This is a genomic window from uncultured Desulfovibrio sp. (assembly GCF_902477725.1).
Taxonomy (GTDB): Bacteria; Desulfobacterota; Desulfovibrionia; order Desulfovibrionales; family Desulfovibrionaceae; genus Desulfovibrio.
The window spans coordinates 33,810-46,199 of the sequence record NZ_CABSIF010000006.1; the positions used below are offsets into that span (position 1 = coordinate 33,810).

A 12,390-nucleotide genomic window follows, 5' to 3' on the forward strand; every position below is an offset into this window, starting at 1 on the left:
GCGCCAGCCGATTAGGATTGGGCGGCGTGGAATAATTGTATTATCCCTTGCGGCAGAAATCTTATTGCAGTAGTATGATAAGACGCAGGCCGCATTCTGCCTTGCATGTGTGCCTGAGCAAATGCTTGTTTGGATTCAGCCTTGTTCCCCTGCTGTTGCAGTGGTGTGCGCCCGCACACAAAGCTTGCGGCAAGTGTGACCACAATCACAGAACCCGCGCCCCTAGCTGAGTTATACTTCTATTAAAAATAATTCCTATCTTGTCAGCAGGTATAAAATAGCGTAAGGGTTTGAGCAATCAGGGCCGGGCGGCCCAGGGCAAAAGCCCCAGCCCGGCAGGTTCGGTCTGCGCGCCCTGCGGCGCGACAGGTCGAAGGTCATGGCCCCTTTCGGGCAGCACCAAACATGACCCAATGTTTCAGGAGAAACGCATGGCCCGCAAAAAAAACACTGGCATCTACATAGCCGCGCTGCTGCTCTTTTTGGGCGGGGTGGGCTATCTTGCATATTCCGGCTTTTCTGAAAACAGCGTGTATTTTCTGAATGTGTCGGAAGCCAAGGCCGCAACGCCCGAAAAACTCGTGGCGGCGCGGCTTTTTGGTACTGTGGCCGAAGACGGCATTGAGAAGCACCGGGGCGCGCCCGGTGTGGATTTTCGCCTTGAAGACAAGGACAACGCCAGCCAGACCATTCTGATAAGTTATTCCGGCGCGGTGCCAGATACCTTCAAGGCTGGCGCGGAAGTTATTGTTGAAGGCGGCATGGGGCCGGAAGGCCGCTTTCAGGCCAAGACGCTCATGACCAAATGCCCCTCCAAATACCAGAAAGAGAACCGCAATAGCTGAACCTGCTCAGCGGCATTGCCGTTTGGCGAGTGCGATTGGCCTGACTGGCCCTTCGTTCTGTCCATTGTTGCGGGCCAAGGTCGCGGGCTCTCCCTGCAAGATGGTCGGGTTTCAGCTCAGTGCGCAGAGCCGTAATCGGGCACCCGATGCCCAAACGATAGTAACGCCCCGCCCAGCGGCGGGCCGCCCCCTAAGCGGGATAAAGGAGTCTTATGTACGTTTTTGCCTTTGCCCTTCAACTGGTGGCCCTGCTGGCCGCACTTGGCGGCTGTGGTCTGGCCCTTCTGCAATTGTGGCAAAACCGGGAAGACTCCCTCGCCGTGGTGGAAAAAGCCCACCTCGTTATCAGCGGCGCGCTCTTGCTGGCCTCGGCCCTGCTGCTGCACGCTCTGTTCTGGAACGACTTCAGCGTGGCCTACGTTGCCAGCTATACTGACCGCGTACTGCCCGTATTTTACCGCCTCACGGCCTTCTGGGCCGGGCAGCCCGGCTCCATGCTCTTCTGGGCGCTGGCAGTGGGCCTGAGCGGCAGCGCCTTTGCCCTCACGCGGGCCTACAGAAACCTCAGCCGCCCCACGCGCCTGTGGTACTGGAGCTTTTTTTACATCATCATGGGCTTTTTTGCCCTTATCCTCACCAGCTGGAGCAATCCCTTTGTGCTGCAATCGCCTGTTCCGGCAGACGGCAACGGCCTGAACCCCCTGCTCCAGAATCCCGGTATGATCTTTCATCCGCCGTTGCTGTTCCTTGGTTACGGCGGCTTTGCCGTGCCCGCCTGTCTGGCGCTGGCCCAGTGTCTTTCGGGGCAGAGCAGCAGCGAAGGGTCCTGGTTCCGCCTTTCGCGGCCCTTCATCATTCTGGCGTGGCTGTTCCTTACGGCGGGCATAGTGCTCGGCGCATGGTGGGCCTACATGGAGCTTGGCTGGGGCGGTTACTGGGCATGGGACCCTGTGGAAAACGCATCTCTGGTGCCCTGGCTCATCGCCACGGCTTCGCTGCATACCCTGATTGTTGAAGACCGCCGGGGCAAGCTTGGGCGCGTCAACGTCGCCATGATGGTGCTCACCACGGTTTCTGCCTTTTTTGCCACTTACCTCGTGCGCAGCGGCGTTATTGATTCCGTCCACGCCTTTGGCGACGGCAGCGTGGGTACGCCCCTGACCATCTTTGTGCTGGGCGGCCTTGTCATTGCCCTGTGGATTCCCTTTGCCTCGCCCAAAACCGGCAAACCCCTTGCCGGGCTTGAAAGCCGCGAAGGCTTTCTGACCCTTGTGGCCTGGGTGCTGCTGGCGCTTGCCGTGATTATTCTGGTTGCCACCATGTGGCCCGTCATCAGCAAGTTGTGGTCTACCGCGCCGCGCGGCCTTGACGCCCGCTTCTACAACCGCGTGTGCCTGCCCCTCGGCGCGCTGCTGGTGGTGATGATGGCTGCCTGTCCCTGGCTTGGCTGGGGCGGAGGCCTGCGCAACAAGAAGGGCTTTTTTGCCGTGATCGGGGCCTTTGCAGTCAGCGCCGGGGTTATCTGGGCGCTGGGCTACCATCAGCCCACGGCCCTGCTGGGCGCTTCCGCCGCTGTGGCTATTGTGCTTGGGGCCGTCATGCTGCTGGCAGACAAGGCCAACCGTTCGCAGCCCGTCACCATCGGGGCGCTGGGCGCGCATATCGGCATGGCGCTGGTCGCCATCGGTATCTCCTTTTCCGGCCCGTACACCACTGACCGCGAAATGATCCTCGCCAAGGGCGAAAGCAGCACCGTGGGCAGCTATACTGCCACCCTGCTTGAACTGGGCGAGGGCCGCCGCGTTGACCATGAATTTATCGCAGCGCGACTGGAAATCTTCAAGGACGGCAAATCCCTCGGCATCGTCGCGCCGGAGCGCCGCCTGTACGACAAGTTCGGCACCATGCAATTCTCCGAAGTGGACGTGATCCCCGGCCTTGGCAACGAAATCTACGCCTCCCTGCTGGGGCTGGACGAAAGCTCCAGAGTTGTGGTCAAGGTCAGCGTTGAGCCGCTGGTAAACTGGCTGTGGATCGGCGGCACCATCATGTGCCTTGTGCCGCTTGCTGGCCTGCGCCGCCGCAAGAATCCCGCGCCGGAGTCGGACAGCGAGAACAGCGCGGCCTAGCCGCAGGAGGCCCTCTTGCTGGAACTTGTGCGCGTTGCCAAGGTCTATGGCGTCAAGGTCGTCTTTAAAGACGTAAGCTGCGCTCTTGCTGCGGGCAGTGTCTCGCTGCTCGTGGGCGGCAACGGCGCGGGCAAGAGCACCCTCATGCGCATCATGGCGGGGCTTTCCCGCCCAAGCGCTGGCGCTGCCAACGTGGCAGATCAGGCCCGCGTGGGCTATCTGGGGCACGCTACCTTTCTGTATCCCGGCCTCACGGCGGTGGAGAATCTGGCCTTCTGGCGCGATGCCTACGGCCTTAAGCTGACGCGTGACGATATCATGGCCGGGCTGGCCCGCGTGGGGCTGGAAGCCCACGCCCACGAACGGGCGGGCGTGTTCTCGCGCGGTATGGCCCAGCGTCTGAACTTGGCGCGGGTGCTCATGCAGGCCCCGGACGTGCTTCTGCTGGACGAACCCGGCACAGGCCTTGATGTGGCCTCGCTGGCTCTGCTGCGGCGAGAGATTCTTGCAGCGCGCCAGCGCGGGGCATGCGTGGTGCTTATCAGCCACGATCTGGCGGGCGATGCGCCCCTGGCCGACAGGCTGCTGGCGCTGGAACACCGCAAGCTGGCTTATGACGGCTCCCCGGCGGGATTTGGCGGCTTTGCTTCGGTGGAAACACTGGCAGGCGCTGCCGCAGAGGCTTCTGAACGCGCGCAGGGAGGCCCCGCATGCTGCGCCTGATGTTTGCAATGACCCGTAAGGATCTGGCCCTGACGCTGGCGCGTGGCAGCGGGCTGGTGCAGGCCTTGCTGCTCGGGCTTTTGCTGCTTTTTGTATTCAGCCTGTCGCAGGGCATTGGCGAGCGCATGGCGCCGCAGGGCGCTGCGGCTGTGTTCTGGATAAGTTCCGCCTTTTGTCAGGTGCTTATTTTCAACCAGCTCTATGCGCTGGAAGAAGTTAACAATTCCCGTCTCGGGCTTTTGCTGTGCCCCGCCCCGGTGCAGGCCGTATGGCTTGGCAAGGGCTGCGCGGGGCTTGCACTGCTGGTGCTGGCGCAGGTTATTTTTCTGCCTGCGGCTGTGGTCTTCTTGGGGCAGGAGCTTGGCGGGCCATTGCCCGAGGCTCTGCTGGCTCTTGTGCTGACGGATATCGGCATGTGCGCTCTCGGCTCCCTGCTGGGGGCGCTGGCGCAGGGGCAGGCCGCCCGTGAATCGTTGCTGAGCATTGTGCTTTTTCCGCTGCTGACGCCGCTTTTGCTGGCGGGTATAAGCGTGGGGGCGCAGGCGCTCGGCGCGGCCAATCCGGATGGCCCGGGGGCGTGGCTCGGCGTTGCCGCCGCCTTTGACGCCGTTTTTCTTGGTGCCGGGCTTTTGCTGTTTGGATACATCTACGCGGGGGATGAGTAATGCCCAAGTGTTCGGCGTTGCCGCAGATTCTGGCCCTGCTGGGGGGCGTTGCCTTTGCCGCCTGTCAGTGGCTTGTGTTTGCCTATGCCCCCGAGGAAGTGACCCTGGGGCTGGCGCAAAAGATATTTTACATCCACCTGCCCATGTCGTGGTGGGCGCTGGTGAGTTTTTTTGTGGTGTTTGGCGCATCTGTGGCCTACCTGTGGCGGCGTAATCCCGCTGCGGACAGGCTGGCCGCAGCCGCCGCAGAAGTGGGCGTGCTGCTGGGCGGCCTTGCGCTGGTCACGGGCATGCTCTGGGCGCGCCGCTCGTGGGGCGTGTGGTGGACGTGGGATCCGCGCTTGACCACAACCCTGATCATGTGGTTCGTGTACGCGGGCTATCTGGTTTTGCGCGGGCTTGACCTGTCGCCGCAGCGCCGCAATACGGTGTGCGCCGTGGTGGGCGTGGTGGCCTTTCTGGATGTGCCGCTGGTCTTTATGTCGGCGCGCATCTGGCGGTCCATCCATCCGGCTGTTTTTGGCAGCAAGGGCGGCGGGCTGGAGCCTGAAATGCGCATTACCGTCATGGCCTGCGTTGCCTGTTTTGGCCTGTTGTGGGCGGCCCTGGTGTGGCTGCGCAAGCGTCAGCTTGATCTGCGCGACCGCCTTGACGCGCTGGCGCAAAATCGGCTGAATGCCTAAAATTTCGGCCCGTAACTGAAATCATTCACTCCACCCGGAGGAACTATGGATACACTGACATGGGTAATCATGGCCAATGCCGTCGTGTGGATTGGCATTGGCTCGTATATGGCTTTTCTGGCGGCTCGCCAGCGTTCACTGGCCGCGCGCCTTGCCCAGATGGAGATGCTCAATCATGACTGATACGAAGAAAAGCAACCTTTCCGCCCGCATACTTATTGTCGCGTTGGCTGTTGCGCTGGCCGTGATGCTTGGGGCTTCGCTCAAGGCGCGGTTCCAGAATCCGCATCTCACTGTGGCGGCCCGTCAACAGCAGGGCATGGGCGGTGGTGAAGCTGGCGAAGATGCCCAGACCGTGGGCAAGCTCATGCGTCAGGTCGCGGAAAATCCGCAGGATCTTGGTGCGCTTATTCACCTGATCGAGCATCTTGTGACCGCGCAGAACTGGGATGCGGCGGAAACCTTTGCCCAGCGCGCCGTGACCATGGACGTGAGCAATTCCAAGCCCCTGTACCTGCTTGGCGTAATCCAGCACAATCAGGGCCGCCACAAGGAAGCCGCCGAAGCCCTTGAGCAGGTTGTGAAGATCAAGGACGAAGCCTCCGTGCGCTACAGCCTCGGCGTGCTGTACATCTATTTTCTCGAAGACCCAAAGCGCGGCGCGGAGCACCTGCGCGCGGGCCTGACCGACGCCACCGCCAGCGAAGAACTCAAGGCTGCCATCAAGCAGGAACTGGAAAAAGTCCCCGCAGTGCAAGAAGCCCAACCCGCCGTAGCCAAGCCCGATGCCAAGGCAGACGCCAAGGCGGACAAGAAAGCTGACAAAAAGGCAGACAAGAAAGCCGCCAAGTAAGGCTTTTCTGCCAGCCAGAAATTAAAAAGGCCTCTGTGGAACTGCTCCACCGAGGCCTTTTGCTGATTTGAATGGCCTTGTTAGCCACCCCTGATAGCAGAATAAAAAATTTAGGGGTTGGGGGTACGGGGAGGAGACCCTTTTTAGAGGGTCCCTCCCCCGAAAAATTCTCGCCTAGCTGTTGTAGAAGTTGATCAGGCAGCCATTGAGGATGATTTTGCGTTCATCACTGGTCAGTTCCTTGAGCGCAAGGTTGATCTGCTGAGCCTGTCCGTCTTCGCTGGCAACGTAGCCGGTGAAGGAGGGGTCGGCGTTCTGCACGGCGCTGCGCACGTTGGGCACCACCAGCCAGTCGCCGACTTTCAGGCTGTCGGCCAGCGAGGGATCAACGATAAAGGGCAGCATGCCCCAGTTGATAAGGTTGGAGCGGTAACGCTTGGTGGCGTATTCCACGGCCATGTTGGCCCAGCCGCCCAGCACCTTCTGGCAGGAGGCCGCCTGTTCGCGGGCCGAACCGTCGCCGGGCTTTACGGCAAAGATTGTGGAGCCAAGGCCCACCTGCTTGAGGTCGGCTGCGCCCTGCAATACATCAAGACCGCACACGGCAAAGAGCCCCCGCGCCTTGGCAAGCAACTCCGCATTGGCGGGATTGGCGAGGCGGGCGGCTTCCATGGCGTTAACAGCCTTGGCGCGTCCCACATAGCCGGGATCCTTGCGGGAAAGCGTGTATTCCGCCAGCTTGAGCGGATTGGAACGCAATGACGAAGTTTCGCCGGAGGGGATCAGCTCGTCCGTGGTGGTGACCGGGTCGGTGATCACGCTTACCACCTGCAAGAGCAGATGTTCGGGCAGGGGGCTCATGCTCGGCCAGTCGGCAATGTTGGGGCCGCGCACGAGCTGGGCTTCGGGTTCCGCCTTGCCAAAGCCGTTGTACACGCGGCTGTGGTAGATGAGCGGCTCAAAGGAGTAGGAAAGATCGACATTGGCCAGCGTGGGCGCAGACCAGTCAAGCTCGGTTGCCGGGGTAAGGCGGCCGCCATTGGCCGCAGTGGCGGCGATGGAGCGGGCGTCCATGAGGGCCACCGTGGAAACCTGCCCGTTGGAAGGCTTGGAGCCTTCGCGGTTGGGGAAGTTGCGGGTGGTGTGGCGGATGGAGAGCGCCCCGTGGGCCGGGGTATCGCCAGCGCCGAAACAGGGGCCGCAGAAGGCCGTCTTCATCACCGCGCCTGCAAGCATAAGTTTGGCGGTTGCGCCGTTTTTGACGAGCGCAAGGCCCTGCGGTTCGCTGGCGGGGTACACGGCCAGATTGAAGGCCTGATTGCCCGTGGATTTGCCGTCCAGGATGGCGGCAGCCAGGGCGATATTTTCAAAATTGCCGCCAGCGCAGCCAGCAATAATGCCCTGATCCACCCACACGCCGCCATCGCGCACCTTGGCGCGCATGTTCAGACCCTTGGCCGCATCGCCAAACTGGCGTTGGGCTTCGGCTTCCACTTCGGCCAGCAGTTCGGCCCCGTGCTTGGCAACTTCGGCCACGGGGTACACGTTGCTGGGGTGGAAGGGCAGGGCGATCATGGGCACAATCCTGCTCAGATCAACGCGGATAAGGCCATCGTAGCAAGCCGGGCCTTCAAGCCTCAGCTCGGCGTAGTCGCCCGCGCGGCCGTGCATGGTCATGTAGTCGCGCACCTTTTCGTCCGTGGTCCAGATGGACGACAGACAGGTGGTTTCCGTGGTCATGACGTCAATGCCGCAGCGGTATTCCACGGAAAGACCCGCCACGCCGGGGCCCATGAATTCCATGACCTTGTTCTTCACAAAGCCGTTTTTGAACACCGCGCCAATGATGGCAAGGGCCACGTCCTGCGGGCCAACACCGGGGCGGGGCGTGCCTTCAAGCCACACAGCCACCTTTTGCGGGTTGGTCACATCGTAGGTCTTGCCAAGCAGCTGCTTGACCAGTTCCGGCCCGCCTTCGCCAATGGCCATTACGCCCAGCGCGCCGTAGCGGGTGTGGCTGTCTGATCCAAGGATCATGCCGCCGCACTTGGTCATCATTTCGCGCACATACTGGTGGATGACCGCCAGATGCGGGGGCACAAAGATGCCGCCGTACTTGCGGGCAGCGGAAAGACCGAAGAGATGGTCGTCTTCATTGATGGTGCCGCCCACGGCGCACAGGCTGTTGTGGCAGTTGGTCAGCGCGTATGGGACAGGGAATTCCTTGAGTCCGCTGGCGCGGGCCGTCTGCACAATACCCACATAGGTGATGTCGTGCGAGGCCATGGCGTCAAAACGGATGCGCAGCACGTTGTCGTCCGTGCCGGTATTGTGCGCCGCCAGAATGCGGGCGGAAAGACTGTTTTTGCGGGCGGCTTCGATATCCACGCCCTTGGCGCGGGCTTCTTCAGCCATGCTTATGCCGTTGGCGTCAATCACCACAGAACTGTTCACAATTTCGATCATGGCAGACCTTCAGGGGTTTGCGGGTCGCTGGCGCGACGCGGGTTAGCGAGCTTGCGCCGTGGCCAGTTTGAGGCCAAAGGCTATGAACACAAGGCCAGTGCAGCGCTGCATCCACTTCTGAAAACGGCTGTTCTCAAAGATGTGCCGGATGCGGCCCAACATATAGGCCAGCGGCACATACCAGAACAGACACAGTCCAGACATGATGCTGCCCAGGGTGAGAAACTGCGGGGCAAGCGGTGCGTGGGGATCCATGAACTGGGGGAGAAAAGTCAGAAAAATCAGCACAGCCTTGGGATTCAGCGCATTGGTCAGAAAGCCCTGGCCGAAGAAGTGCAGCCATTGGCGCAACGTCAGACGTTGCACTGACCGGGCGGGATTCGGCTCCTGCGCCGTTTTAACTACCGCCGCGCTTACAGGCTGGCCAGCACGTTGCCCGGCGCGTATGGCCTGAATGCCCAGCCACACCAGATAGGCCGCGCCCACATATTTGAGGATGCTGAACCACAGCACGGACTGGGCGATGATGGCCGAAATGCCCAGCATGGCTGCCGTGGTGTGCACACAGATGCCAAGGGCCACGCCCACTGCCGCGGCCTGCCCCTGCGGGCGACCATTCATGAGCGAAATTTTGGCAATAAGCGCAAAATCCGGCCCCGGCAACATTACCAGAATGGCGGCCATGGGCACAAAGAGCAGCAGAGTATCCAGTGAAATCATGGTGTAGTCCTTCATTCAAGCCAGAGCAGGAGAAATAAAAGGAGTACCTTGCGGTTGCGCCCGTCAGTCGGTTGACCTCCGAACAGAGCCGTAAAGACACTCCTTTTCTTCATATTCTACCTTCAAGAATATGCATCTGGCCGGGCAATTGGCCGTATGACTAGCCATGCAGCTGGCCCGCGCAGCATGCAGAAGTAAAGCCCGTAACCTTTCGGCCACGGGCTAACATATCTCTACAGATTTGCACCTATGATTTCGCCGAACTCCACGCAGCCCACAGTGCGCGAACCGGGCACCTGAGCGGCGAGGTCTTCGGTCACGGCCTTGGCGGCAATGGCCTTGCTCACGGCATTGCGGATGCGCTCGGCTGCCTTGGGCACGCCGATGTGTTCAAGCATCAGCGCGCCGCACAAAATGACGCTGCCGGGGTTGGCCTTGTCCTTGCCCGCAATGGTGGGGGCAGTGCCGTGGGTGGCTTCGTAAAAGGCCAGGGTGTCCGACATGTTGACGCCGGGGGCCAGCCCAAGGCCGCCCACCTGCGCCGCCAGCGCGTCAGAGATGTAGTCGCCGTTGAGGTTGGGCGTGGCAAGAATCTGGTACTGCTCGGGGCGCAGCAGGGCCTCCTGGAACATGGCGTCTGCAATGCGGTCTTTGACCACCAGACGACCAGCCACGGGTTCTTTTTCCGTGCAGGTCAGGTCGCCAAATTCCTGCGCGGCCACATCGTAGCCCCACTGGCGGAAGGCGCCTTCAGTGAACTTCATGATATTGCCCTTGTGCACAAGGGTGAGGCTCTGCTGCTTCTGGTCCAGGGCAAAGCGAAGGGCGCGACGCACCAGACGCTTGGAGCCAGCCTCGGTCATGGGTTTGATGCCCACTGCGGCGGTATCGTCCACCTTGTTCACGCCCAGTTCCTCGCGCAAAAAGGTGATAAGCTTGCGGGCCTCGGGGGTCCCGGCGGCAAATTCCACACCGGCGTAAACGTCTTCGGTATTTTCGCGGAAAATGACCATGTTGACGCGCTCGGGGTGTTTGACGGGAGTTTCAAGCCCTTCAAAGTGACGCACCGGGCGGATGCATGCGTAGAGATCAAGCCCCTGGCGCAAAGCCACGTTGAGGCTGCGGATACCCGTGCCCACGGGGGTGCCGAGGGGGCCCTTCATGGCAAGCTCTGCGCTACGCAGGGTCTGCATGGTTTCTTCCGGCAGGGGAGAGCCAGTTTCTTTCACGGCCTTGTCGCCCGCCAGCAGCTCTGTCCACTCCAGATTGATGCCGGTATTTTCGGCAGCAAGGGCAGCTTCAATGACAGGGCGCGCGGCCTTCCAGATTTCGGGGCCAATGCCATCGCCTTCGATCCAGTAGATTCTCTTGTTCATGGAATTTCCTTACCTTAGTCGTTGTCGCTGTCGTCTGCTGCCGCCACTTCCTGCTGGAGCGCACGCGCGCGTTTGAGGAGCAGTTCAAGCTGGATGTCCACGCCAATGACGCCCACGATGTTGTCCTTGTCATCCGTCACCGCGCATGAAACGGTGATGATGAGCTTGCTCGTGAAGTGCGACTGGTACACATCCATGATGTGCAGGTCGCCGGTTTTCATGGGCATCTTGAACCATTCGCGCTCCGAAAAATCGTAGCCGATGGGCAGAGCCTCGTAGGTTTCCTTGTAGACCGGGTCGGTAATGGCCGAGCAGCGCAGCTTGCCCTGGTCGTCTGTGAGGTAGCAATACTGGATAAAGGGGAATTCGCGCACAAATTCGTCAAGCCGCGCGCAGGCATGCTTGCTGAGATCCAGCAGATCCTTGCTGCGGGCAAGGCGAATGATGATGTTGGCCGAAAGTTCGCCAGCCAGCTGCTTCATGTGGTCGTATTCGGAGGCGAAGAGTTCGGGCATAAAGCGCTGTACCAGGGCTTCCATTTCTTCGTGCGAGAAGCTGGTGGTGCGGCCCGTTTCTTCGTACACGGCCATGATGGCGTCGTATATCTGGCCCACGGCAGGGTGCTTTTTGGAGACCTGCTGGTCGTTGGGCAGATTGAGGTTGGCGTTGATCCAGTAGGCAACGCCCGCGCGGCCCGTCTTGTCGGTAATGATGATGGGCACCGGGCGGCCAAGCAGATGCTTGGTGTCGAAGATGTTGTATATCTCTTCGTTCTTGGCCAGGCCGTCGGCGTGCACGCCCGCGCTGGTGGCGTTGAAGTCGCGGCCCACAAAGGGATAGTTGTGGGGAATGCGGTAGTGCAGTTCTTTTTCAAAGAAATCGGCAACTTCGCTCAGAATCGTGGTGTCTGCGGCGGCATCGTCGCCCGTAAGCGAAATGTATTCCACCAGCAGGGCTTCCAGCGGGGTGTTGCCCGTGCGTTCGCCAAAGCCGAACAGTGTGCCGTTGACCGCGCCGCAGCCGTAGAGCCATGCGGTGACGCCGTTGACCAGCACCTTGTGGAAGTCGTTGTGTCCGTGCCATTCAAGCCACTGACCGGGAACGCCGGCCTCGTCCGTAAAGCAGCGCACAATGCGCTGCACCGAGCGGGGTAGCGCCGCACCAGGGTAGGGGACGCCGTAGCCCATGGTGTCGCACAGGCGGATTTTGACCGGCATGCCGCTCTGGCGCGAAAGCTCCATGAGACGTTGGGCCAGGGGCAGGCAGAAGCCGTAAATATCGGCTCTGGTCACGTCTTCAAAGTGGCAGCGGGGGATGATGCCCCATTCCAGCGCCTGCTCGGCCATGCCCACATACATGTCCATGGCCTGCTGGCGGGTTTTGCCCAGCTTGAGAAAAATATGGTAGTCCGACACGCTGGTGAGCATGCCGGTTTCGTCAAATTCCATGTCGCGCGCAAGCTTGAGGTCTTCCTTGGTGGCGCGTATCCAGGCGGTCACACGCGGAAAGCGGTAGCCTCTGGCGCGGCATACATCAATGCACTTGCGGTCTTTGGCCGAGTACAGAAAAAATTCCGAAGCCGTGATGAGTCCTGTTTTTCCGCCGAGTCGGTGCAGAAAATCGAACATCTTTGCCACTTGCTTGACCGTATAGGGGGGGCGGGCCTGCTGGCCGTCGCGAAAGGTCGTGTCGGTAATGCGCATTTGATCTGCCGGTCGGGGGGACAGCAGAACCTCGTCAAACGAGGTGCGGCAAACGCTGGTGTAAGGGAAAAGCTCACGGTAGAGCTGCGGTTTTTCCGGCTCCTGCATGACCAGGGTACGGCTGCCTCCAGTTTGGTGAATAATGTTGCTCATTGGGTGTCCGCCCTGCTAGCGCTATGCGCGTGGTAAAAATTGTTGCCGTAAGCCGCTAAGATAGCGGTTTATAG

General features: G+C 60.8%; 11 protein-coding genes. 7 read left to right on the plus strand and 4 right to left on the minus strand.

Annotated elements, in window-relative coordinates; all coding sequences use genetic code 11:
- Positions 1 to 431 precede the first annotated feature (431 nt).
- The 7 genes from RDK48_RS06685 to RDK48_RS06715 all read left to right on the plus strand — a co-directional run bounded on the left by RDK48_RS06685 (position 432) and on the right by RDK48_RS06715 (position 5,898).
- Positions 432 to 845 carry a cytochrome c maturation protein CcmE gene (locus tag RDK48_RS06685; protein ID WP_027181034.1) on the plus strand — a complete coding sequence of 138 codons (414 nt, stop codon included), beginning with the start codon at positions 432 to 434 and terminating at the stop codon, positions 843 to 845.
- Between the two features lie 212 nt (positions 846 to 1,057).
- A complete protein-coding gene (locus tag RDK48_RS06690) occupies positions 1,058 to 2,974 on the plus strand; it encodes a cytochrome c biogenesis protein CcsA (protein WP_308587838.1) in 1,917 nt (638 codons plus the stop codon).
- A 15-nt stretch (positions 2,975 to 2,989) separates the two neighbouring features.
- The gene (locus RDK48_RS06695; RefSeq protein ID WP_308587839.1) at positions 2,990 to 3,697 is read left to right on the plus strand and encodes an ABC transporter ATP-binding protein; all 708 of its coding nucleotides are present in this window, start codon (positions 2,990 to 2,992) and stop codon (positions 3,695 to 3,697) included.
- The gene (locus tag RDK48_RS06700) at positions 3,685 to 4,362 is read left to right on the plus strand and encodes a heme exporter protein CcmB (protein ID WP_308587841.1); all 678 of its coding nucleotides are present in this window, start codon (positions 3,685 to 3,687) and stop codon (positions 4,360 to 4,362) included. Before RDK48_RS06695 ends, RDK48_RS06700 begins: the two co-directional genes overlap by 13 nt.
- Positions 4,362 to 5,045 (plus strand): cytochrome c biogenesis protein CcsA, encoded by a 684-nt coding sequence (locus RDK48_RS06705; RefSeq protein ID WP_308587843.1) that lies wholly within the window; start codon positions 4,362 to 4,364, stop codon positions 5,043 to 5,045. Before RDK48_RS06700 ends, RDK48_RS06705 begins: the two co-directional genes overlap by 1 nt.
- A 45-nt stretch (positions 5,046 to 5,090) precedes the next feature.
- Positions 5,091 to 5,228, plus strand: a complete 138-nt coding sequence (locus RDK48_RS06710; protein ID WP_308587845.1) for a CcmD family protein — start codon at positions 5,091 to 5,093, stop codon at positions 5,226 to 5,228.
- Positions 5,221 to 5,898, plus strand: a complete 678-nt coding sequence (locus tag RDK48_RS06715; protein WP_308587847.1) for a hypothetical protein — start codon at positions 5,221 to 5,223, stop codon at positions 5,896 to 5,898. Before RDK48_RS06710 ends, RDK48_RS06715 begins: the two co-directional genes overlap by 8 nt.
- Positions 5,899 to 6,072: 174 nt before the next feature.
- Here RDK48_RS06715 and RDK48_RS06720 read toward each other — a convergent pair whose 3' ends face one another.
- The 4 genes from RDK48_RS06720 to RDK48_RS06735 all read right to left on the minus strand — a co-directional run bounded on the left by RDK48_RS06720 (position 6,073) and on the right by RDK48_RS06735 (position 12,316).
- Positions 6,073 to 8,364 carry a hydratase gene (locus RDK48_RS06720; protein WP_308587848.1) on the minus strand — a complete coding sequence of 764 codons (2,292 nt, stop codon included), beginning with the start codon at positions 8,362 to 8,364 and terminating at the stop codon, positions 6,073 to 6,075.
- 42 nt (positions 8,365 to 8,406) lie between these two features.
- Complete coding sequence (locus RDK48_RS06725; protein WP_298998274.1) at positions 8,407 to 9,084, minus strand: LysE family translocator; 678 nt, start codon at positions 9,082 to 9,084, stop codon at positions 8,407 to 8,409.
- Between the two features lie 233 nt (positions 9,085 to 9,317).
- Complete coding sequence (gene icd, locus RDK48_RS06730) at positions 9,318 to 10,460, minus strand: NADP-dependent isocitrate dehydrogenase (RefSeq protein ID WP_298998276.1); 1,143 nt, start codon at positions 10,458 to 10,460, stop codon at positions 9,318 to 9,320.
- A gap of 14 nt (positions 10,461 to 10,474) precedes the next feature.
- Entirely contained in the window at positions 10,475 to 12,316 is a 1,842-nt protein-coding gene (locus RDK48_RS06735) for a histone-lysine N-methyltransferase (protein ID WP_298998278.1), read from the minus strand.
- Positions 12,317 to 12,390: the final 74 nt, after the last annotated feature.

Bases quoted from the DNA above. Each gene is read 5' to 3' on its own strand.
- RDK48_RS06685 (WP_027181034.1), top strand. From the start codon at position 432: ATGGCCCGCAAAAAAAACACTGGCATCTACATAGCCGCGCTGCTGCTC.
- RDK48_RS06690 (WP_308587838.1), top strand. From the start codon at position 1,058: ATGTACGTTTTTGCCTTTGCCCTTCAACTGGTGGCCCTGCTGGCCGCA.
- RDK48_RS06700 (WP_308587841.1), top strand. From the start codon at position 3,685: ATGCTGCGCCTGATGTTTGCAATGACCCGTAAGGATCTGGCCCTGACG.
- RDK48_RS06705 (WP_308587843.1), top strand. From the start codon at position 4,362: ATGCCCAAGTGTTCGGCGTTGCCGCAGATTCTGGCCCTGCTGGGGGGC.
- RDK48_RS06710 (WP_308587845.1), top strand. From the start codon at position 5,091: ATGGATACACTGACATGGGTAATCATGGCCAATGCCGTCGTGTGGATT.
- RDK48_RS06715 (WP_308587847.1), top strand. From the start codon at position 5,221: ATGACTGATACGAAGAAAAGCAACCTTTCCGCCCGCATACTTATTGTC.
- RDK48_RS06720 (WP_308587848.1), bottom strand. From the start codon at position 8,364: ATGATCGAAATTGTGAACAGTTCTGTGGTGATTGACGCCAACGGCATA.
- RDK48_RS06725 (WP_298998274.1), bottom strand. From the start codon at position 9,084: ATGATTTCACTGGATACTCTGCTGCTCTTTGTGCCCATGGCCGCCATT.
- icd (WP_298998276.1), bottom strand. From the start codon at position 10,460: ATGAACAAGAGAATCTACTGGATCGAAGGCGATGGCATTGGCCCCGAA.
- RDK48_RS06735 (WP_298998278.1), bottom strand. From the start codon at position 12,316: ATGAGCAACATTATTCACCAAACTGGAGGCAGCCGTACCCTGGTCATG.